The 21,264-nt window shown below is 64.5% G+C and carries 17 protein-coding genes; 1 reads left to right on the plus strand and 16 read right to left on the minus strand.

Annotated features, from left to right (window positions below; translation table 11 throughout):
* Positions 1-9: 9 nt before the first annotated feature.
* The 12 genes from OKW37_RS38575 to OKW37_RS38630 all read right to left on the minus strand — a co-directional run bounded on the left by OKW37_RS38575 (position 10) and on the right by OKW37_RS38630 (position 16,026).
* Positions 10-1,452 carry an aldehyde dehydrogenase family protein gene (locus OKW37_RS38575; protein ID WP_090810605.1) on the minus strand — a complete coding sequence of 481 codons (1,443 nt, stop codon included), beginning with the start codon at positions 1,450-1,452 and terminating at the stop codon, positions 10-12.
* A gap of 39 nt (positions 1,453-1,491) precedes the next feature.
* Entirely contained in the window at positions 1,492-2,679 is a 1,188-nt protein-coding gene (locus OKW37_RS38580; RefSeq protein ID WP_429402122.1) for a fumarylacetoacetate hydrolase family protein, read from the minus strand.
* Positions 2,680-2,763: 84 nt separating this feature from the next.
* A complete protein-coding gene (locus OKW37_RS38585) occupies positions 2,764-4,548 on the minus strand; it encodes an IlvD/Edd family dehydratase (protein ID WP_429402120.1) in 1,785 nt (594 codons plus the stop codon).
* A gap of 32 nt (positions 4,549-4,580) precedes the next feature.
* The gene (locus OKW37_RS38590; protein WP_184059190.1) at positions 4,581-5,987 is read right to left on the minus strand and encodes an MFS transporter; all 1,407 of its coding nucleotides are present in this window, start codon (positions 5,985-5,987) and stop codon (positions 4,581-4,583) included.
* 181 nt (positions 5,988-6,168) lie between these two features.
* Entirely contained in the window at positions 6,169-7,164 is a 996-nt protein-coding gene (locus OKW37_RS38595) for a LacI family DNA-binding transcriptional regulator (protein WP_429402118.1), read from the minus strand.
* 156 nt (positions 7,165-7,320) lie between these two features.
* Complete coding sequence (locus OKW37_RS38600; RefSeq protein ID WP_090810614.1) at positions 7,321-8,205, minus strand: SMP-30/gluconolactonase/LRE family protein; 885 nt, start codon at positions 8,203-8,205, stop codon at positions 7,321-7,323.
* Positions 8,202-8,969, minus strand: coding sequence for an SDR family NAD(P)-dependent oxidoreductase (locus OKW37_RS38605; RefSeq protein ID WP_429402115.1), 768 nt, complete (start codon positions 8,967-8,969; stop codon positions 8,202-8,204). Before OKW37_RS38605 ends, OKW37_RS38600 begins: the two co-directional genes overlap by 4 nt.
* A 65-nt stretch (positions 8,970-9,034) precedes the next feature.
* Entirely contained in the window at positions 9,035-11,440 is a 2,406-nt protein-coding gene (locus tag OKW37_RS38610) for a glycoside hydrolase family 3 N-terminal domain-containing protein (protein WP_429402113.1), read from the minus strand.
* A 278-nt stretch (positions 11,441-11,718) separates the two neighbouring features.
* Positions 11,719-12,849: an ABC transporter ATP-binding protein gene (locus OKW37_RS38615; RefSeq protein WP_429402111.1), complete on the minus strand. Its 1,131-nt coding sequence runs from the start codon at positions 12,847-12,849 to the stop codon at positions 11,719-11,721.
* 69 nt (positions 12,850-12,918) lie between these two features.
* Entirely contained in the window at positions 12,919-13,749 is an 831-nt protein-coding gene (locus OKW37_RS38620) for a carbohydrate ABC transporter permease (protein ID WP_184023548.1), read from the minus strand.
* A gap of 3 nt (positions 13,750-13,752) precedes the next feature.
* Entirely contained in the window at positions 13,753-14,670 is a 918-nt protein-coding gene (locus OKW37_RS38625) for a carbohydrate ABC transporter permease (protein ID WP_429402109.1), read from the minus strand.
* 60 nt (positions 14,671-14,730) lie between these two features.
* Complete coding sequence (locus tag OKW37_RS38630) at positions 14,731-16,026, minus strand: extracellular solute-binding protein (RefSeq protein ID WP_429402107.1); 1,296 nt, start codon at positions 16,024-16,026, stop codon at positions 14,731-14,733.
* A 272-nt stretch (positions 16,027-16,298) separates the two neighbouring features.
* Between OKW37_RS38630 and OKW37_RS38635 the strand changes: the two genes are divergently transcribed.
* On the plus strand, positions 16,299-17,348 hold the full coding sequence (locus OKW37_RS38635) for a LacI family DNA-binding transcriptional regulator (protein ID WP_026226194.1): 1,050 nt from the start codon (positions 16,299-16,301) through the stop codon (positions 17,346-17,348).
* On the opposite strand, the gene OKW37_RS38640 is transcribed toward OKW37_RS38635, so the two are convergent.
* The 4 genes from OKW37_RS38640 to OKW37_RS38655 form a co-directional block, all read right to left on the minus strand.
* Positions 17,327-17,716, minus strand: coding sequence for a type II toxin-antitoxin system VapC family toxin (locus OKW37_RS38640; RefSeq protein ID WP_090810623.1), 390 nt, complete (start codon positions 17,714-17,716; stop codon positions 17,327-17,329). The genes OKW37_RS38635 and OKW37_RS38640 overlap by 22 nt on opposite strands.
* Positions 17,716-18,045: a type II toxin-antitoxin system Phd/YefM family antitoxin gene (locus OKW37_RS38645; RefSeq protein WP_409259442.1), complete on the minus strand. Its 330-nt coding sequence runs from the start codon at positions 18,043-18,045 to the stop codon at positions 17,716-17,718. The genes OKW37_RS38640 and OKW37_RS38645 overlap by 1 nt, the downstream gene beginning before the upstream one ends.
* A 584-nt stretch (positions 18,046-18,629) precedes the next feature.
* Positions 18,630-19,760: an ABC transporter ATP-binding protein gene (locus tag OKW37_RS38650; protein WP_429402104.1), complete on the minus strand. Its 1,131-nt coding sequence runs from the start codon at positions 19,758-19,760 to the stop codon at positions 18,630-18,632.
* 112 nt (positions 19,761-19,872) lie between these two features.
* Positions 19,873-21,210, minus strand: a complete 1,338-nt coding sequence (locus OKW37_RS38655; protein ID WP_429402102.1) for a GH1 family beta-glucosidase — start codon at positions 21,208-21,210, stop codon at positions 19,873-19,875.
* Positions 21,211-21,264: the final 54 nt, after the last annotated feature.

A 21,264-nucleotide genomic window follows, 5' to 3' on the forward strand; every position in this document is an offset into this window, starting at 1 on the left:
AGTTCTGCGTCAGACCGCGCCCGGGTTGATATACGCGGTCTTCACCGACGTATAGAACTCGCGGGCGTAGGCACCCTGCTCGCGCGGACCGTAGCTCGACCCCTTCCGCCCGCCAAACGGCACGTGATAATCGACCCCCGCCGTCGCGGTGTTGACCATCACCATGCCGGCCTGCACATGGCGGCGGAAATGACTCGCGTACTTCAGCGATGTCGTGCAGATGCCGGCCGACAACCCGAACTCGGTGCCGTTGGCAACCGCGAGCGCTTCCTGGTAGTCCTTGACCTTGATGACCGACGCCACCGGCCCGAATACCTCTTCACGGTTGATGCGCATAGCCGGGGTCGTCTCCGTGACCAGCGCCGGCGCGAGGAAATAGCCGCGCGTCGAGCCTTCGACGCGCTCGCCGCCGAACACCGTGCCGCCCTCGTCGCGCGCGATCGCCAGATAGCGCTCGTCCTGTGCCAACTGCTTGTCGTCGACGACCGGGCCGATGTGCGTGCCGTCCGCGAGCGCATCGCCGACCTTCAGCGCGCGCATGCGCGCCTTCATGCCGTCGATGAAGCGGTCATAGATCCCCGCGGTCACGATCAGCCGGCTCGATGCCGTGCAACGCTGGCCCGTCGAATAGAACGCGCCGTTGATGCACGCTTCGATCGCGACATTGAGATCAGCGTCGTCGAGCACGACCATCGGGTTCTTGCCGCCCATTTCCAGCTGGAATTTCTTGCCCGAATCGAAGCACTTCGCGCCGATCGCGCGGCCCGTCGAAACGGAACCGGTGAAGCTGATCGCATCGACATCCGGCGACGACACGAGCGCCTCGCCAACCACCGAACCGCGCCCCATCACGAGATTGATCACACCCGCCGGCGCGCCCGCCTCGGCGATGATCTTGACCAGCTCCCACGTGCTGCCCGGCACCAGATCGGCCGGCTTGATCACGACCGTGTTGCCGTAGGCAAGCGCCGGCGCGATCTTCCACGCCGGAATCGCAATCGGAAAATTCCACGGCGTAATCAGGCCGACCACGCCGACCGGCTCACGCGTCATTTCGACCGTCATGCCCGGCCGCACCGACGGCATCACTTCGCCGCCGACGCGCAGCGCTTCGCCCGCGAAGAACTTGAAGATCTGCCCGGCGCGGCCCACTTCGCCGATCGCCTCGGGCAGCGTCTTGCCCTCTTCACGCGCGAGCACCTTGCCGAGTTCCGCCTTGCGCGCGAGGATCGCGCTGCCCGCCTGGTCGAGCACGTCGAAGCGCTGCTGCGGCGTGGACAACGACCACTGCGCGAAGGCCTTGCGCGCGGCGCTGATCGCGCGATGCGTCTGCTCGGCGTCGGCTTGCGCGAATTCGCCGATCACGTCGTCGAGATTCGACGGATTGACGTTGCGCGACACGCTCGCGCCGTCGACCCACTGTCCGTCGATGTAGTTTGCGAACTGACTCATGTCCTGATCCTCCTTTCGAAAATTGCAGCGACAATCCGGTTATTCAGCAACGAGCAGGCCACGGGCCGCGAGATTGCGATAGAGCGCGCGCACGCCGAACGTCCACGGCTCGATTTCGGTGGACAGGCGCACCGTGTTGGTCAGCGCGCCGAGCTGCGGCGTCGAAATCGTCACGCGATCGCCGAGGTGGTGGGTGAAGCCGCCGCCGGGCGCGTCGCGGTCCTTGATCGGCGAGAACATCGTGCCGAGGAACAGCATGAAGCCGTCCGGGTACTGGTGGTGGCGGCCGCAGGTCTGCGCGACGAGGTCGGCCGGGTCGCGGCTGATCTCGCTCATGTGGCTCACGCCGTCGAGCACGAAGTCGTCGTCGGCGCCTTCGACGCGCAGCGACACGCTTGCGGCGCGCACCGAGTCGAGCGAGAAGGTGTCGTCGAACAGCCGCACGAATGGGCCGATCGCGCACGAGCCGTTGTTGTCCTTACACTTGCCGAGCAACAGCGCCGAGCGGCCTTCGATGTCGCGCAGGTTCACGTCGTTGCCGAGCGTCGCGCCGACGATGCCGCCGCGGCTATTCACCGCGAGCACGATCTCCGGCTCCGGGTTGTTCCACACCGACGCGGCGAGCAGACCGACGTCCGCGCCGAAGCCGACAGCCGACATCGGCTGCGATTTCGAAAATACTTCGGCGTCCGGACCGATGCCGACTTCCATGTATTGCGACCACGCATCGCGACGCTCGAGCTCGGCCTTCAGCTTCATCGCCGCTTCCGATCCCGGCTTGATCTTCGACAGATCGGTGCCGATCGTCGACGCGATCGTCTCGCGCACTTCCTTCGCCTTCGCCGGATCGCCGCCGGCCTGCTCCTCGATCACGCGCTCGATCAGGCTCACCGCGAACGTGACGCCGCAGGCCTTGATCGCCTGCACGTCGCACGGCGCGAGCACGCGCACGGCCGGCGCGCTCGCGCCCGGCAGGTTCGCCTCGATCAGCTGCGCGACCGGCCCGAGCGGCACGCCCGGCGCGCTGCGCGCAAATTGCGCGGCATCGTCGCGCTCGAACAGGTCGGCGGTAGTCGGCACGACCGCGGTGATGTCGAACACCTCGCCGCCGCGCACGACGACCACGCACGGTCCTTCATGTTGCTCGGTCTTGCGCCACACGCGGCCGATCAGCAGTGCGTCGTTCAGATCGCCGGGAAGAAAGCTGGAGGGGGAAATTGCGGACATGGGATGGGCTCTTTCGGATAAGTGGGAAAACGGGCAAGGCCGGGCGTCGCGTTGCGTGCGAAGCCCGGCCTTGTCACCCGCGGGTCAATGCGAATGCCGTGGGTTGCCGCGCTCGGCAATCACCTTCAGATACAGCGTCGCCGGTTCGAGGCAGCCGCCGGTCGAAAGCTGGCCGACCGTCTTGCGATACAGCTCCTGCCACGGCGTTTGCGCGGGCGGAATCTCGAAGTGCACGGTTTCGCGACGTCGCGCGAGTTCTGCTTCGTCGACCAGCACTTTGACGCTACGCGAGTTCAGATCGACGCGGATGCGGTCGTTCGTGCGCAACAGCGCAAGGCCGCCGCCCACCGCCGCTTCCGGCGACATGTTCAGAATCGACGGGCTCGCCGACGTGCCGCTCTGACGGCCGTCGCCGAGCGTCGGCAGCGACGTGATGCCCTGGCGCACGAGCGCCGCCGGCGGCGCCATGTTGACGACCTCGGCGCTGCCCGGATAGCCGACCGTACCCGTGCCGCGAATCACGAGGATGCAATGCTCGTCGATTTCAAGCGACGGGTCGTTGATGCGCGCGTGATAATCCTCGGGGCCGTCGAACACGATGGCGCGCGCTTCGAAGCTGTTTTCTGCGCCTGGCTCGCTCAGGTAGGTCTTGCGGAACGCATCGCCGACCACCGACATCTTCATGATCGCGCTGTCGAAGAAGTTGCCGGACAGCACCATGAAGCCCGCGCCGTGCTTCAGCGGATCGTCGGTCGTCTTGATGACCTCGCGATCCGGCGCGGGTGCGGCGGCCGCGATTTCGCCCATCGTGCGGCCCGACACGGTCAGGCAATCCTCGTGCACGAGGCCGCCTTTCGCGAGCTCGCGCATCACGGCCGGTACGCCGCCCGCGCGATGGAAGCTCTCGCCGAGATATTCGCCGGCGGGCATGCAGTTGACGATCAGCGGCACCTGCTCGCCGACGCGCTGCCAGTCTTCGAGACTCAGCTCGACGCCCATGTGCCGCGCAATCGCGATCAGATGCGGCGGGCAGTTGGTCGACGCGCCGAGCGCCGATGCGACGACGATCGCGTTTTCGAACGCTTTTTTCGTCATGATCTTCGACGGCCGCAGGTCCTCGCGCACGAGGTCGACGATGCGCTTGCCGGTCGCGTAGGCCATCTGGCCGCGCTCGCGGTAAGCGGCCGGAATGCTCGCGCAGCCGGGCAGCGACATGCCGAGCGCTTCGGCGAGGCTGTTCATCGACAGCGCGGTGCCCATCGTGTTGCAGTGACCGATCGACGGCGACGACGCGGTAGTCAGCTCCATGAAGCCTTCGTAGTCGATCTCGCCGGCCGCCAGCAGATTGCGTGCATGCCAGATCACGGTGCCTGACCCGACGCGCTTGCCGTCGTGCCAGCCGTCGAGCATGGGGCCGCCGGACAGCACGATCGCCGGCATATCGACGGTGGCCGCCGCCATCAGGCACGCGGGCGTGGTCTTGTCGCAGCCGGTGGTCAGCACGACGCCGTCGAGCGGGAAGCCGTGCAGGATTTCGACGAGGCCCAGATACGCGAGATTGCGATCGAGCGCGGCGGTCGGCCGGCGGCTCTGCTCGGCGAGCGGATGCACCGGAAACTCCATCGGAATGCCCCCCGCGTCGCGAATACCGGCCTTCGTGCGCGCCGCGAGCTCGATGTGATGCCGGTTGCACGGCGCGAGATCGCTGCCGGTCTGCGCGATGCCGATGATCGGCCGGCCCGACTGCAGCTCTTCGCGCGTCAGACCGTAGTTCATGAAACGCTCGACGTACAGTGCCGTCATATCCGCATGCGAGGGATCGTCGAACCATTCCTGGCTGCGCAGCCGGCGCGGGGTGGATACTGACATGATGCTTGTCTCTCTGTCTGGGTAAGGGTTTCTTATGCGTGCTCTGCGTGTTTCTGTGCCCGCGCTGTCTCGCGGCCGGGGCCGCTGCCTTCATTCGAGGCGGCCCGCGTCAGCATCGTGCGCGGCACGAGCAGGATCAGCACGCAACTGACCAGCAGACACGCACCGAGTGCGTAAGTGCCGTTGTTGATGTCGCCGGTCAAATCTTTCGCCACGGCGGTGATCATCGAACCGGTAAAGCCGGACAGATTGCCGATCGCGTTGATCATCGCGATGCCGGCCGCCGCGGCGGCGCCCGACAGCAGCTGTCCCGGGAACGTCCAGTAAATCGGCATCAGCGCAAGGATGCCGGCGGTGGCGATCGTCAGAAACGTGATCGCCCACACCACATGATGCGCCAAAGCCGCGCTCATGATCAGACCGATTCCGCCGATCAGCGCGGGAATCGCCGCATGCAGGCGCCGCTCGCCGGTTTTCTTCGAATGCGCGGCGTTCGCGAGCGTCGCAATGATGGCCACGCCGTACGGAATCGCGGTCAACAGGCCGATATGCAGCGGATCCTGCACGCCGGTCGCCTTGATGATCGACGGCAGCCAGAACGCGAGGCCGTAGAAGCCGGTATTGAACGTGAGCAAAATCGCGACCAGCAGCCAGACGCGCGGATCGCGCACCGCCGAGCCGAAGCGCGCTGTCTTGTGCGCGCTTTCGCGCTGCAGATTCGCCGCGAGCAGGCTCTTCTCCTGCGGCGTGAGCCAGCGCGCGCGGTCAATGCCGTCGTCGAGCGAGAAGTACACCACGAACGCGGTCAGGAGCGACGGCACGCCTTCGATCAGCAGCATCCATTGCCAGCCCTGATAGCCGAGCAGGCCGGCCGTATGGTCCATCAGCCAGCCCGACACGATGCCGCCGAGCATCAGGCTGACCGGCATTGCGATCAGAAAGCCTGACATCACGCGACTTTGGCGCTGCGACGGAAACCAGAAGTTCAGGTACAGAATCACGCCGGGGAAGAAGCCGGCCTCGCAGAGCCCGAGCAGAAAGCGCAGGATGTAGAACATCGTCGCGGTTTCGACGTGCGCGACGCGCGCGAGCGGCGCGACGAACGCGAGCGCCATCGACACGAGCCCCCACGTGAACATGATCCGCGCGATCCAGAAGCGCGCGCCGTAGCGATGCAGGAACACGTTGCTGGGCACTTCGAAGATGAAATAGCCCCAGAAGAACACGCTCGCGCCGATCGCGTACATCGTGTCGGACAGGCCGAGATCGTCGAGCATCTGCAGCTTCGCGAAGCCGACGTTCACGCGATCCAGATACGCAACCACATAGCACAGCAACAGTACCGGCAGCAGCCGGCGCACGACCTTGCGATAGGTCCTTTCCTCGAACTCGTCGACGCGCGCGGCGGGCGCGACGATGGCGGGCGGTACAGCGGTCATTCGTATCTCCATCAGCGTATTTTTGGTCGGAAATGCCGTTGCCTCGCGGTTCGTGCGATTTGGCACCGCCAGTTAAGTTACCGGTAACATTTCTAGCTGTGGATGTTACGCCCGGCTTACCAGCCGGACAACCGAGGGATATCCCTGATCTGTTTAATTAAGGGGAGTGCTAGTGCGCCATCTACGCGCTATCGCGTGCAATCACCGTGAAATCGATCTTCACCGCTTTCCTGCGCTGCACCTCACCCGCTTCGCGACCGGCGAGCGCCGCGAGCAGCGTTTCGCCAGCGCGCAGGCCGATGCCGTACGCGTCGACCGACACCGTCGTGATGCTCGGCTGACAGCACCACGACACCTCGAAGTTGCCGAACCCGGCGACCGCGATGTCGCCCGGCACCGACAGCCCGCGCCGGTGACACTCCATGATCGCGCCGAACGCCGACATGTCGCTCACGCACATCACGGCCTCGGTATCGGGCCACGCGTCGAGCAATGCGCCGATCGCCGGTGCGCCGTGGCTCATCGTGATCGGCGAGTCGCCGAGCCGGATCACGCGCGGCTCGCCGAGGCCGAGCGCCTTGATTTCGGCGACGTAGCCGCGCATCCGGTCGTGCCCGCGCCGGTCGCGCTCGCTGGCACCCGCGATGAAGCCGATCCGCCGATAACCGCGCTCGTGCAGATGCCGGACCATCGCGCGCGCCGCCGCCGAGTTCGAAAAGCCGACGACCGTATCGATTGGATCGCTGGGCAGATCCCACATTTCGACGACCGGAATGCCGGCGCGCTGCAACAGCATGCGCGTCGCCTCGGTGTGCCGGCCGCCCGTCAACGCGACGCAGCGCGGCTGGTGACGCAGCATCGAGCGCACCAGCAGTTCTTCCTGTTCCAGACGGTAGTCCGTGTCGCCGAGCAGCAGTTGCAGACCGTGCGGGCCCAGCGCGGCATTCAGTCCGCGCACGGTGTCGGAGAAGTTCGAGCTGGACAGCGACGGCACCAGCACCGCGACGAACGCCGAGCGTCCCGACGACAGCGCGCCTGCCGCCGCATCGGCGACGTAGCCGAGTTCGTCGATGACCTTCTGCACGCGTTCGCGAGTCGCCTGCGACACGTTGCGGCCGGCGAGCACGCGCGACACGGTCATCTTCGAGACGCCCGCGCGTTCGGCAACATCGGACATGCGGGGCGGGACTGGCGGCCTGGACGTCATGATAGGTATCGGGGCGAATGCGCGAAAGTCATGGAACGCACATGATAGCGGGCCGCTCCTTGCGGAGCGACCAGGCAACGTCAGGGTTGCGTTTTGCGGCTTGTCCTGTCGCTGTGTTTTTGTCGTCTAGCGCTCGAAGCCCACCGTGCAGCGCGCCTGAGCCTGCCCCGCCGCCGGCGCGCGGAACGAGAACAGCCCGCCCGCCTGCGGTTGATGCTGGCGCTCGACCGCCGTCAGTCCCTTCCATGCGGTGGACACATAGACGGTTTGCAGATCGTCGCCGCCGAACGCGAGCTTCGTCACGTTCGCGCACGGCAACGGCACCTGATCGACCAGCTCGCCCGCCGGCGAGTAACGCTCGATCCGCCAGCCGCCGAACAGCGCGATCCACACGAAGCCGTCGGCATCGACTGCCATGCCGTCGGGATGGCCGTCGCCGGAGATGGCGGCGAAGATGCGCTTGCCCGACAGCGTGCCGTCCGCGGCGACGTCGAAGGCATAAACCACGCGCCGCATCGTGTCGTTGTGATACAGCGTGCGGCCGTCCGGGCTCATCGCCGGGCCGTTCGTGATCACGTAGTCGTCGTCCTGCGCGATTGCCGCGCCTTGCTCGTTCACGCGATACAGCGTGCCGCTCGGCGCCTCTTCCGCATCGTCCATCGAGCCGAACCACAGGCGTCCCCGTGCATCGACGAAACCGTCGTTGAGGCGGTTGCCCGGCAGATGCGGTTCGACCTCGGCGAGCTTGCTGAACTCGCCGCTCGCCGGATCGAAGCAATGCAAGCCGGATGGCAGCCCACATACGAACGTGCCGTCCGCGAGCGGCGCCAGAAAACCGGGCTGGTCGGGCGCCTGCCACGTCTGCTGCTCGCCGGTCGCGACGGACAGCCGATGAATCCGGCGCCCCTTGATATCGACGAAATACACCGCGTTTTCGGCGGCCTGCCATAGCGGCCCTTCGGCCAGTTCGGCGCCGACCGCCCATACGCACACTGGGACCGGCATGCTCATTCTCCGTACCACCCTGCGTCGACGAAGTAATCGCGGCCGGAGCAGCGTGACGCGTCGTCGGACGCGAGGAACAGCGCCATACGCGCGACGTGCTCGGGCTCGATGCGCAGTTGCAGACATTGACTCGCGACGACCTTCGCTTCGCTCTCAGCCGATTGCCACAGTTGCATCTGCCGCGGCGTCTTCACCGCCCCGGGGATGATGCAATTCACGCGGATGCCCGCGCTGCCGAGATCACGCGCGAGACCACGCGTGAGCCCTTCGATGCCGGCCTTGGCGGTCATATAGATCGCAAGGTTCGGCAGCGCGACATGCCACGACACCGAGCCCAGATTCAGGATCACGCCGCGCCCCGCGCGACGCATACCGTTCGCGGCGGCCTGCGCGCAGAAGAACTGGTGGCGCAGATTCACCGCGATACGGTCGTCCCAGTAGCTCGCGGTGAGCTCACCGATTTCGTGCCGGTCGTCGTTGCCGGCGTTGTTGACGAGCACGTCGATCGGGCCCACCGCATGGACGATGTCGGCGAACGTGTTTTCGATCGCGTCGACATTTTTCAGGTCGCAGCGGCGAAACAGCGGCGGATGCTTCGCGTGGCGAAGCGTTTCCTGCAGCGCGAGCGAATCGTGCTCGGCGACGTCGAGGAAGAACACGCGCGCGCCTTGCTGCGCGAAGGCCTCGACGATCGCGGCGCCGATCCCGCCGCCGCCGCCGGTCACGACGATGGTTTTGTCCGACAGACTTGGATAGGTTGCGTACGACATCAGATTTTCCACTTGTTACGAGTAGGACCACATAGAGGACGGCGCTCGCCGCCCTGACCCGCCGCTCAGGCCACGATCTCGACCTCGCTCAGCATGCGCCAGTTGCGTTCGAGCGTTCTCGTCGCGGAGCCCGCGACGGCGACCGTGCCGCTCAGATGAATGTCGCGGCTCGAGCTGCCGACCAGCAGATCGAAGTCACCAGGCTCGACGATACGCTCGCCGCACGCGTCGGTGAAGTTCAGCATGTCCACCGGCAGTTTCACGCGCACACGCGCCGACGCACCGGCCGCGAGCGGCACGCGCGCAAACGCCTTCAGCTCGCGGACCGGCCGCGCGACCGACGCGTGCCGGTCGCGCACGTAGATCTGCACGATCTCGGTGCCGTCGCGCGCGCCGATGTTGTCGACCGTGAAGCTCAACTCGATCGTACCGCTTTCGATCGGCACTTCGCTGTGCGCGAGCGCGAGATCGCCGTAACGGAACTGCGTATAGCCGATACCGAAACCGAACGGATAGCGGCAGCCGAAATGGTATGCAATCGGCGTTCCCGCGCTCTTCAGACGATGGTTATACACGTACGGCACGGCGCCCGCGCTCTTCGGCACCGACAGCGGCAGACGGCCGCTGAAATTGGCGCGGCCCACCAGCAGATCGGCCAGCGCCTCGGCGCCGCGCTCGCCCGGCGCGAACGCCATGATCTGCGCGGCGATGCGCTCTTCGAGGCCGCCGAGATTGTACGGACGGCCGCCCGTCATCACGACGACCGTCGGCGTGCCGCTATCGACCACCGCCTGCAGCAACGCCTGCTGCACACCCGGCAGGTCGAGGCTGTCGGTATCGGACCCTTCGCCGACCGTGCCGGACTGGAACAGGCCCGCCAGATCGCCGACGAACACCAGCGCGACGCCCGCTTGCCGCGCGGCCTCGACCGCGGCCGCGATGCCGTCGGTGTCCTTGCTGATCAGCTCGTCGCAATGCGCGTCGCCGGTCAGATCGAGCGACACGTCGCCCGGGAACACCGGCGCGCCCGCGCGGCGCTCCTTGATGATGTCGCAACCCTGCGCGTGAATTACGCGCTCGTCGCCGAGCAACGCACGCAGCGAACGCAGCGGCGTCGCGATCGAAGCAGTGGACTGCTCGCCGCTGTTGATCAGGTGCACCGGGAAGCTGTAGCCGGCGAGCAGCGCGAGCGGATCGTCGGCGGTCGGGCCGATCACCGCGATCTTGTCCGGGCCGTGCGCGTCGAGCGGCAGCACGTCGCCTTGATTGCGCAGCAGCACCGCCGATTCGAGCGCAACCTGATATGCGGTATCGCCCGCGGTCGCGCTTTTCACGTCGACGCGTTCGGGATCGACGTACGGATTCTCGAACAGGCCGAGCTGGAATTTCACGCGCAGCACGCGCGAGACGGCGGTGTCGATCGTCGCTTCGCTGATCTCGTTGCGCTCGAGCGCTTCCTTCAGATGCACCGCGCACTCGTGACCCGGCAGCTCGACGTCGAGGCCGGAGTTGAACGCGAGGGCCGCGGCCGACGCGCTGTCGCGCGCCACCGCATGATGGCTGAACAGCAGGTCGACGCCCGCGTAATCGGCGACGACGAGACCGTCGAAGCCCCATTTCTCTCGCAGCGTGTCGTGCAGCAGCGCGCGATCGCCATGACAGGGTACGCCGTCGACGTCGTGATAGGCGGGCATCACCGAGCCCGCGTTCGCGAGCTTCACGGCCATTTCGAAAGGCAGCATGAACACGTCGTTGAGCTCACGCGGACCGACATGCACCGGCGCATGATTGCGGCCGCCTTCGCTCGCCGAATGACCGACGAAATGCTTGAGCGTCGCGAGCAGATCGCGCTGTTCGCCCTGCAGGCCCTTCACGTAATGACACGCGAGCACGCCAACCAGATACGGGTCTTCGCCGAGCGTCTCCTCGGTGCGGCCCCACCGCGGGTCGCGCGACACGTCGAGCACCGGCGCGAGCCCCTGATGACAGCCGATCGAGCGTGCCTGCTCGCCGATGATCGTGCCCACTTCGCCGACCAGTCGCGGATTCCACGTCGCCGCATAGTTCAACGGCGACGGGAACAGCGTCGCGTCCTTGATCATGAGCCCGACGAGGCATTCCTCGTGTGACATCACCGGAATGCCGAGGCGCGTGTCTTCGACCATCTTGCGCTGCAGCTCGTTGAGCGCGCGTACGCCTTCTTTCGGATCGACCGTATGCGTGCCGAGCGGACGCGTGATCTGGCCGAGGCCGTGCTGCAGGATCTCGTCGACCGTGATCTGGTTGGCGCTCTGTGCGAAATCGATGCTACGCGCCTTGTGATTGCCATCGGCCGACAGCTTCAGCCACGCGGCGTGAAGCTGTGCAATCTTTTCGTCGAGTGTCATGCGCGCGAGCAGATCGGCCACGCGCTCTTCCACGGCTGCGGCTGGATTGCGGTAGAGCGGGACCTCACTTTGGCGAAGCAACATCGAAAACTCCTTTTTTTATCGTGGTGTACGAAGCGCATGAAGCGCCGACAAATCCGTTGTTTCTGACAAGCGTGCGGCATGGCGTTGCTTCAGCCCGGATGCCATCCCTTCTATTTCAGATACCTTTCCAGACTTCGTAGTCCTGCTAATCGATCGAACGCAGCCGCGACTCGAATTCGCCGTGTTTGATCGACTACGGGTCGTTCGTTGCTCCTGGCGACGCGATGCAATGGGACCGCGCTTGCTCGCGTCGTGCAAGCAGCGCGATCGCAAGCGGATCAGTGCAGACGCGGCAGCGCGAAATCCTTGTCGTCGAACACGTGGCACGTGCGCGGTGCGAACGCCAGTTCGACGCGTTCGTCGTGCGTCACGCCACCGTCGCCGGGCAGCTTGGCGATCATCGTGTTGCCGTCGCGCACGCCACCGTCCACATGCACGTAGCTGTGCTCGCCCATCCGTTCGACCAGGCGCACGGCGCAGCGGATTGTCTGCACGCCGGCCTGCGCCGACGGCAGGGCAAGATGCTCCGGCCGGATGCCGAGCGTGACCTGCGAACCGACGCGTTGCCTGCGGCCGTCGACCTCGGCGCGCACGCGCTCGCCCGTGGTCAGCTCGACCTGAATGCCCTTGTCGTCGACCGCGAGCACCGTGGCCGGCATGAAGTTCATCTTCGGCGAACCGATGAAGCCAGCGACGAAGCGGCTCTTCGGCCGGTGGTACAGATCGAGCGGCGCGCCGATCTGCGCGATGCTGCCGTGCTTTTCCATGTCCGCGCCGGCGTGCAGCAGCACGATCTTGTCGGCGAGCGCCATCGCTTCGATCTGGTCGTGCGTGACGTACACCGCGCTCGCGCGGTTGAACTCGCGATGCAAACGGGCGATTTCGGTGCGCGTCTGCACGCGCAGCGCGGCGTCGAGATTCGACAGCGGCTCGTCGAACAGGAACACGCCCGGCTCGCGCACGATGGCGCGCCCGATCGCCACGCGCTGGCGCTGGCCGCCGGACAGCGCAGCGGGGCGGCGTTCGAGGTAGCTGTCGAGTTGCAGCGCGGCAGCGGCGCTGCGCACCTTCTTGTCGATGGTGGCCTTATCGACCTTCGCCTGACGCAGGCCGAATGCCATGTTCTCGTACACGCTCATATGCGGATAGAGCGCGTAGTTCTGGAACACCATCGCGACCTGGCGCTTCGCGGGTTCGACGTTGTTCATCAGTTGACCGTCGATGCGCAGTTCGCCGTCGGTGATCGATTCGAGACCGGCGATCATGCGCAGCAGCGTAGACTTGCCGCAGCCCGACGGCCCGAGGAACACGCAGAATTCGTCCCTGCCGACTTCGAGGTTGGCGTCGCGGATCACCGAGTTACCGCTCGTATAGGACTTCTGTATGTTAGTGAGAGAGATGCTTGCCATATCGTTTATGCGAAGTTCGGTGTGCGGGCCACTTTGGCCCACACGATTCGAGGTGAGGTGCGATGCGGATCAGCCCTTGAGCGAGCCGGCCATCATCCCCTTGATCACGCGCTCCTGACCGAACGCGTAGGCAACGATCAGCGGCAACGACGTGAGAACGAGGACAGACAGCATCGAGGGTATGTTCGACGCGTATTGCCCCATGAAGTCCCAAATCGCGAGCGGCAGCGTACGGTGCTCGGCCGTCGAAGTGAGCATGTACGCGAAGATGAACTCGTTCCACAGACCAATGCCGTTGAAGATCGTCACGGTGGCGAGCCCCGGTGCCGAAAGCGGGAAGAAAATACGCCAGAAGATGCGGAACGGACTGCAGCCGTCGAGCTGCGCCGCTTCTTCGAGCTCGCGCGGAATCTGGCGCATGAACTCGGTCAGGATGAAGATCGACACCGGCAGACTGAGGGCAACATAAGGGCCGAGCAGCGCGAACGCGGTGTCGTAAAGGCCGAGGTTGCGCGTGAGCAGATAGATCGGCACGAGCGTCGCATGCAGCGGCACGATCATGCCGGCGACCACCAGACCGAACAGCGTCTTGTTCAGCGAGAAGCGCAAGCGCGCAAACACGTAGGCCGCCATCGCACTGATGATGACGATCAGCAGCACCGACACGCCCACCGTGAACACGCTGTTACGAAAATAAGTGAAAAACGGCCCCTGCAGCACAGCCGCGTAGTTACCCCAATACAGGTGGCTCGGCGGCGCCCACACTGACGTCGCGAAGGTCTCTTCCTGGCTCTTGAAGCTCGATGCGACCATGAAGAGAAACGGAATCGTCGTGACGGCCAGCCAGATCAGTGCCAGCAGCGGAACCCCCACGCGGGGGAAGCGTAGTTTCTTGTTCATGGTTCAGACCTCGGTTGCATAACGGCGGGTGAAGTACATCGACACCGCCGCCACCGTGATGACGATAAGGAACATCGCCGAGCCGATGGTGCTGCCGTAGCCGAGTTGAAACGAACTGAACACCGTGCGATACATGTAGGTGGCCATCACCTCGGACGAGCCTTCGGGGCCGCCACCGGTCATGACGAAGACGAGATCGAAGTAACGCAGCGACCCGAGCACCGACAGCAGCACAGCGGTGCGCACCGTGCCTTGCAGGTGCGGCAGCTTGATGCGCCAGAAAATGGTCCACTCGGATGCGCCGTCGAGGAGCGCAGCCTCGTTGACCTCGGCCGGCATCGACGAGAGGCCGGCGAGAAACAGAATCATGTAGAAAGGCGCGTTCTGCCAGATGATCACGGCGATGGTCGCAGCCAGCGAAAAATGCGGATCGCCCAGCCAGTCCTTCGCGAGGCCATCAAGCCCGAATGCCTGCAGCGCGACGTTGATCGGACCGAAATTCGGATCGTAGATTTGCTTGAACAGCACACCGATCGCCACGCTCGACATCAGCAGCGGCAGGAAATAGAGAACCTTGAGCAAGCGCGAGCCACGACCGGCCTTCTCCAGCAGCACGGCGAGCGCGAGCGCGATCGGAAGCTGGACGACGATCGACGCGACAGCAAGAATCACGTTGTTCTTCAGCGATTGCCAGAACACCATGTCGTGCACGAGCCGCGCCCAGTTCGCGAGCCCGATATAACGGGCAGTGTTGCCGAGGCCGTTCCAGTCGAGCAGCGACAGCCGCAGGCTGGAGACGAGCGGATAAAGCAGGAACACGGCCAGCAGCAGCAGCGACGGCGCAAGAAACACAACCGTGACGAGCGTTTGCGATGAAAATCTCAGCCGGCGTTCGGGTGTAGCGGAAAGTGCGATATTCACGGGCTTGTATGCCGACCGGCACCTCGCGGTGCCGGTCGGACTTTTCTTTAAGACTGGAGATCAGCCGCCCTTCTTCGAAGCGGCTTCCATTTGCTGCGCAGCAGCCTCAGGCGTCAGCGACAGACCGAACAGTGCTTGCGTCGTGTCCTTGTGCAATTCACCGAGGGCCGGCGGCAGTGCCTGGTCGTACCAGAGCTGCACGCTCGGAGCGGCGGCAAGCATTTGCTGCAGACGCTGCGTGAACGGATCGTCGATCTTGACGTTATTGACCGGCGGGAGCTTGTGGTCATCCGACGCGCGAGCCTGCATCGCCTGCTCGTCGGTCAGTGCCTGGATCAGCTTGAACGCTGCGTCCGGCGTCTTGCACTCGGTCGAGATGCTGAGGAAGCCGTCGCCGACCGTGCCGATCAGGTCGCGCGGATCACCCTTGCCACCCGGCACGCTCGGGAACGCGAAGAAGTCGAGATCCTTCGAGAACGTCGGATTTTCGTTCGCGATCGTCGAAGCTTCCCAGGCGCCCATCAGCTCCATGGCGGCCTTGCCCGTGTACAGCAGGCGGCGCGAGGCGCCCGAGTCGTAATCGAGACCGTTGATGCCCGGTGCGAACGCGCCAGCCTTCACGAGTTCCTGAATGCGCTTGCCGGCTTCGACGAACGCCGGATCTTCGAAGCCCTTGCCCTTGCCTTCGATCGCGTCCTTCACGACTTGCGGACCGCCGATACGGTCGACGAGGTACATGTAGTACATCGAACCGGTCCACTTGTTCTTGTTCGCGAGCGAGAACGCTGCAACGTTGTGCGACTTCAGCACTTCAACGACGTGCATCAGTTCATCCCACGTCTTCGGCGGCGTGATGCCGTACTTCTTGAAGACTTCCTTGTTGTAGAAGATCACCGCGGCCGCCGCGTTTTCGGCGGCAACACCGTAGGTCTTGCCGTCGAACGTCGTGACATTCCACGACGCTTGCATGAAGCGGCTGCGGTACGCCGGATCCTTCTCCAGGTACGGCGTGAGGTCGGCGATCTGGCCGGATTTCACGTACTCGTGCAGCCCGCCGCCGCCCCAGTTCTCGAACACGCACGGCGGCTGGTTCGCGCCGAAAGCGACCTTCAGCTTAGTCTTGTACGCCTCGTTCAGGACGTGCGAATTCTCGACCTTGTAGCCCGGAACCGCCTTTTCGAATCGATCCGACGCGTCGCGAATGATCTTGCTCGACGACGCATTGGTCTGCTGGTCCCATACCGTGATCGTCTTGGAGTCCGCCGCTACGGCGTTCGAAACAACTGCAGACAACGAAAACAGCAGCGCCGTCGCGCCGATGATGGACCGCGCTTTAAACAAAGCCGGGTACGCCATGGGTGTGTCCCCTCTTCTGGATTTATAAGAAATCACCGAAACATTAACGTTAGCCTTAACGTTAGTGAATGTTAGGTCGATGCGTGAAGTAAGGCTATGCGGGATTTTACCTGGTCCCGGCGGGCTGCGACGCAACGGCCGGATAAGATGGACCGATTGCGGGAAAGCTGAAATATAAAGGGTTCTGCTAGAATAACGACTACATAAACGGTATCGCTAACGCGATTAGCGAGTCGACCCATCCAATGACCTCTCGCACACCTTCGACCCGCATGGCAAGACAGACCCCAACGCTTGAGCACGTTGCCAAGCTTGCCGGGGTGTCCCAGATGACCGCGTCGCGCGCTCTCAACGGCCGTCCCGGCGTGTCGCGCGAAACCCGCGACGAAGTCCTGAGAATCGCGTCGGACATCGGTTACGTCGTCAACCGCACCGCGCAGAAACTGTCGGGCGGCCGCAACGGCATCATCGGCATCATCACGCCGACACTCGACACGCAATTCTCCAGCGAACTGATTCTCGGCGCGGGCCGCGCGGCGCGTGGCGCGGGCTGCGAGATGCTGGTCTACACGGTGTTCGACGAAGATCGTCATACGCATCACGACCTGCTTGGGCTCATCCAGCAATTCTCCGACGGTATCCTCGCCATTCTTCCGCGCGAGTCGCTGTGCCTCGAGGCGCTCGCCACCGCGAAGGTACCGGTCGTCGTCGTTGATCAGCGCGGCACGCTGACGGGCTTCCCGTCGGTGTCGGTCGACAACTACGGCGGCGCCTGTCTCGCGGTCGAGCACCTCGCCGAGCTCGGTCACAAGCGCATCGCGTTTCTGGCCGGCGACGAAACGATCGAAGGCGTGCGCGACCGGCAACGCGGCTATCACGACACGCTGGCTCGCCTCGGCCTGCCGCGCGAAGACGCGCTGGTCGCCGCGGGCGACCTCTCGCAAATGATGGCGTTCGACGTCACGTTCGACCTGCTGAACCTCGCCGAGCCGCCCACCGCGATCTTCACGGCCAACGACCAGAGCGCGTTCGGCGTGATCGCCGCCATCCGCGAAGCGGGACTGCGCGTGCCGGACGACATCTCGGTGATCGGCTTCGACGACATCCCGATGTCCGAGCAGTTTCACCCGGCGCTCACCACGATCCGCCAACCGTTCCAGCAAATGGCGCGCTCGGCGGTCAACACGCTGCTCGCGCAGATCGCCGGGATCGACGCCGCTTCGCAGCGCATCACGCTGCCGGCGGAACTGGTGGTGCGCGATTCCACCGGCCCCGTCCGCACCAGGCAGCGCCGCGTCCGTCACCAGATCGTTTCGACGTAAGTCGACGCGCGCACTTTCGCATCCGAAGTCACGAGCGCGCCGCCATGCGTGCGCGCGGTCGCGACGATCAGGCGTTGATGCAAGGCGAGCGTGGGCGGTAGCGTGGCCGCGCGAAACGCGATCTCGGTGTCGACCGGAATCATCCGCACGCCGTCGAGCGACAGAAACGTCGACATCCAGCTGCGCGCGTCCATCGACAGTCCGAGACTGCCGACCTTCACGAACTCCGCGATTTCGAACGCACTGATTGCCGAAATCAGGATCTCGCCGCCGGCGAGCTCCCGATCGATCGCATCGTGCGCGGCCTGGCTCAGCGCTTTCTGCCTGCCGAGCCAGCACACGAGCGCAAGCGTGTCGAGCGTGATCATTACTCGTCCTGCTCGGCAGTGACAGGCTGCAACGCGTGCTTCAGGTTGAAATGCGTAATCGACGCGCGCAGCAGCTCGAGCGGATTTTCCTGCTTGCTGCGATACGGCCGGATTTCGATGGTGGGTTGCCCGCGGTCGGTGACGACCACGGTTTCGCCCAATGCCTCGACCTGACGGAACAGCTCGCAGGCCCGGGACTTGAAAATGGCTTTAGATACTCGCTTTTCCATGACGCTCTCCACCCAGCAAAAATCCAACGGTATTTTTTGTATCGGGCCGGTGCGCCCGCAGGCGAACACCCGCGATGCGTGCCCGACATTCTTTATCAACCTTGCTCTCAGTCGTTGCTTCCTAGCCTACCGCCAGGAGCTCCCTCAAGCTCCAATCCAACTCGCGGCGACAACTACCGTAACCGCGACACAGCCTGCAACGGTCGCGCCAATTCCTGCGCGCAACCGCTGCACTTTCACCTAATCAATTGGTTTTACACAGACCGCTCTTGCCATACCGGGTCGCGCCGGATAGCGGCGCGGCGCGTCTTGGCTTGCAATGTTTTGCCCCGTGTTATAGATCTTCGAATAGATGCAAACTTGCCAGAACGTTACCCTTAACGTTAGCGGATGTTAATGGCGCATGTTCGCGGCCGCCATGCGGAGTTTACCTAAGCTCCGAACCACTATCCGACCCCTCGACTGGACCCGCTAAATCAAGCCCGGCAAGGAGAAAGCTCGATGCAAGGCGTCGAAGGTACCGCGCAATATTTAATGCGAACTGGCTAACATCATCGCTGCTTGCGTCAGTCTTCGTCGTTCGATGCAGGGAGCCCTGATGAAGGCTCCGCATCGAAATGCAGGATCCACGCATGCAACGATTCGCGCGGCTTTACCGTTGCTCACTCGTCGACATCGGCCTGTCAAACCACCGCGCCGACGTCCTCGCCGACTTCGGGTCGCGCGAGGCTCACCGCGGCGCCGTTCGCATCGAACAGCGTGACCGACGACGACGCCACCTTGATCCCGACACGCGCGCCGACCGCGTGCTCCGCGTCCTTCTTGTCGAGCTTCAGCGCAATCGCGTGCGCCATGCCATCGAGTCGAGCATGCAGGATCGAGACGTCGCCGAGATGCTCGACCAGTTCGACACGCGCGGCGAGACCTTCGTCGAGCGAGCCGATGCCCAGATGCTCGGCGCGCACCCCGAGCGTCAACTCGCCACTGACCGGCTGCGCCAGTCGGCCGGGCAGCACGATGCGCTGGCTCGCGCCGGCGAGCGCCACGACGGTTTGCGCATCGCTTCGCGACACCAGCGTCGCGGCCAGCATGTTCATCTGCGGCGAGCCGATGAAGCCGCCAACGAAGCGGTTCGACGGCCGCTCATACAGGTCGAGCGGCGCGCCGGTCTGCTCGATGCGGCCTTTGTTGAACACGACGATCTGCTGGCCCAGCGTCATCGCCTCGACCTGATCGTGCGTGACGTAGATCATCGTCGTGCCGAGTTCGCGATGCAGCTTCGCGAGTTCGATACGCATCTGCACGCGCAGCGCCGCATCGAGATTCGACAGCGGTTCGTCGAACAGGAACACGCGCGGCTTGCGCACGATCGCCCGTCCGATCGCGACGCGCTGGCGCTGGCCGCCCGACAGCGCCTTCGGTTTGCGCTCCAGCAGATGTGTGATCTGCAGGATCTCGGCGGCACGGCCCACCGCCTCGCGCACTTCCTTTTTCGACTTGCCCGACAGCTTCAGCGAAAAGCCCATGTTTTCCGCGACCGTCATGTGCGGGTAGAGCGCGTAGCTCTGGAACACCATCGAGATGCCGCGGTCCGTGGGCTGCAGATCGTTGACGCGTACGCCGTCGATCAGAATGTCGCCGCCCGTCACCGACTCGAGCCCCGCGATCATGCGCAGCATCGTCGACTTGCCGCAGCCCGACGGTCCCACGAACACCGTGAACTGGCCGTCCGGGATGCGCAAGTCGATGCCCTGGATCACCTGCGGTCCTTCGCCATACGTCTTCGTGACGTTGCGCAATACGAGTTCGCCCATTTGATGCCTCCTCCTCGATCCTTGTACTTGCAGACCCCGCGTGACGCTATCCCACTGCCGCACTACTGTCGCGCCACGCGAGGTTCGATGCGCCCGTCGCCGGGCGTGCGCCTCAGCGCACGGCCGCGACGCCGGCGTGTTGCGCGATCACGTCGCGATACCACAACGCGCTGTCCTTCAGCGTGCGCTCCTGGCTCGCGTAGTCGACGTAGACCATGCCGAAGCGCTTGTCGTAGCCCGACGCCCATTCGAAGTTGTCCATCAGGCTCCAGGCGAAATAGCCCGCCACGTCGACGCCCTGTTTCACCGCGTCCGACAAGGCGGCGAGATGCAGGTCGTAGAAGCGCACGCGCTCGGCGTCGTGCACGCGGCCGTTATCGAGCACGTCTTTCGCCGCGCAGCCGTTCTCGGTGATGTAGATCGGCGGCAACTTGTAGTCGGCGTTGATGCGCGTCAGCAATTCGGTGAGACCTTGCGGATAGACTTCCCAATCCATGTCGGTGAAGCCGAGCGCGCCCGGCGGACGCTTCTCGCCCGATGCGCTCGCGAAGATCCGCGTGTAGTAGTTGACGCCGAGGAAGTCCATCGGCGTGCCGATCACGTCGAAATCGCCGCTCCGGATCACGTCTTGCGGACCGTTCGCGCCATACCATTCCAGCGCCTCGGCCGGATACTCGCCCTTGAACAACGGGTCCATGTACCAGCGCACGAACTTCGCGTATTCGAGCGACGCGGCGGCCTGATCGTCGGGCGCATCCGTCGCGCCATGCGCCGGCGACTGGTTCAGCACGATGCCGAGCGGCGCCTTCACGCCATCGGCGCGTAGTGCCTGCAACGCGAGACCGTGCGACAGCAGCAGATGGTGCGCGACATGCGCGGCCTTCTTCAGATCGGCGTTGCCCGGCGCGAAATAGCCGGTTGCGTTGCCGAGCCACGCGGTGCACCACGGTTCGTTGTGCGTCGCGATCGATGCAACGCGATCGCCGAGCACGCTGCCGATCTTGCGCGCGTAGTCCGCGAAGCGATAAGCGGTGTCGCGGCTTTCCCAGCCGTTTTGCGTATGCTGCAGCGACAACGGCAGGTCCCAGTGATACAGCGTTGCGAACGGCTGGATGTCGCGCTCGAGCAAACCGTCGATGAGGCGCTCGTAAAACGCGAGGCCCTTGTCGTTGAATGCGCCGCGGCCAGTCGGCTGCACGCGCGGCCAGGCGATCGAAAAGCGATAAGCCTTGACCCCGAGTTCGGCCATCAGGTCGAGGTCTTCCTCGACCAGGTGATAGTGATCGCATGCGACATCGCCGTTCTCGCCGTTCAGGACCTTGCCCGGCACGTTGCAGAACGCGTCCCAGATCGACGGGCCGCGGCCGTCCTCATGCGCTGCGCCTTCGATCTGGTAGGAACTGGTGGCGACGCCCCAGACGAAGTCTCCGTTGAATCGATACGTCGACATAGATGATGTTGTCCTGAATCGTCACGCCTGCTAGGGCGTGAAAAATGAAAGAGA

The sequence above is a fragment of the Paraburkholderia sp. MM5482-R2 genome, from assembly GCF_050436125.1.
GTDB classification, from domain to species: domain Bacteria; phylum Pseudomonadota; class Gammaproteobacteria; order Burkholderiales; family Burkholderiaceae; genus Paraburkholderia; species Paraburkholderia tuberum.

Bases quoted from the DNA above. Each gene is read 5' to 3' on its own strand.
- OKW37_RS38635 (WP_026226194.1), top strand. From the start codon at position 16,299: ATGGCAAGACAGACCCCAACGCTTGAGCACGTTGCCAAGCTTGCCGGG.
- OKW37_RS38610 (WP_429402113.1), bottom strand. From the start codon at position 11,440: ATGTTGCTTCGCCAAAGTGAGGTCCCGCTCTACCGCAATCCAGCCGCA.
- OKW37_RS38620 (WP_184023548.1), bottom strand. From the start codon at position 13,749: ATGAACAAGAAACTACGCTTCCCCCGCGTGGGGGTTCCGCTGCTGGCA.
- OKW37_RS38655 (WP_429402102.1), bottom strand. From the start codon at position 21,210: ATGTCGACGTATCGATTCAACGGAGACTTCGTCTGGGGCGTCGCCACC.
- OKW37_RS38650 (WP_429402104.1), bottom strand. From the start codon at position 19,760: ATGGGCGAACTCGTATTGCGCAACGTCACGAAGACGTATGGCGAAGGA.
- OKW37_RS38630 (WP_429402107.1), bottom strand. From the start codon at position 16,026: ATGGCGTACCCGGCTTTGTTTAAAGCGCGGTCCATCATCGGCGCGACG.
- OKW37_RS38590 (WP_184059190.1), bottom strand. From the start codon at position 5,987: ATGACCGCTGTACCGCCCGCCATCGTCGCGCCCGCCGCGCGCGTCGAC.
- OKW37_RS38605 (WP_429402115.1), bottom strand. From the start codon at position 8,969: ATGTCGTACGCAACCTATCCAAGTCTGTCGGACAAAACCATCGTCGTG.
- OKW37_RS38580 (WP_429402122.1), bottom strand. From the start codon at position 2,679: ATGTCCGCAATTTCCCCCTCCAGCTTTCTTCCCGGCGATCTGAACGAC.
- OKW37_RS38595 (WP_429402118.1), bottom strand. From the start codon at position 7,164: ATGTCCGATGTTGCCGAACGCGCGGGCGTCTCGAAGATGACCGTGTCG.
- OKW37_RS38575 (WP_090810605.1), bottom strand. From the start codon at position 1,452: ATGAGTCAGTTCGCAAACTACATCGACGGACAGTGGGTCGACGGCGCG.
- OKW37_RS38640 (WP_090810623.1), bottom strand. From the start codon at position 17,716: ATGATCACGCTCGACACGCTTGCGCTCGTGTGCTGGCTCGGCAGGCAG.
- OKW37_RS38600 (WP_090810614.1), bottom strand. From the start codon at position 8,205: ATGAGCATGCCGGTCCCAGTGTGCGTATGGGCGGTCGGCGCCGAACTG.
- OKW37_RS38585 (WP_429402120.1), bottom strand. From the start codon at position 4,548: ATGTCAGTATCCACCCCGCGCCGGCTGCGCAGCCAGGAATGGTTCGAC.
- OKW37_RS38615 (WP_429402111.1), bottom strand. From the start codon at position 12,849: ATGGCAAGCATCTCTCTCACTAACATACAGAAGTCCTATACGAGCGGT.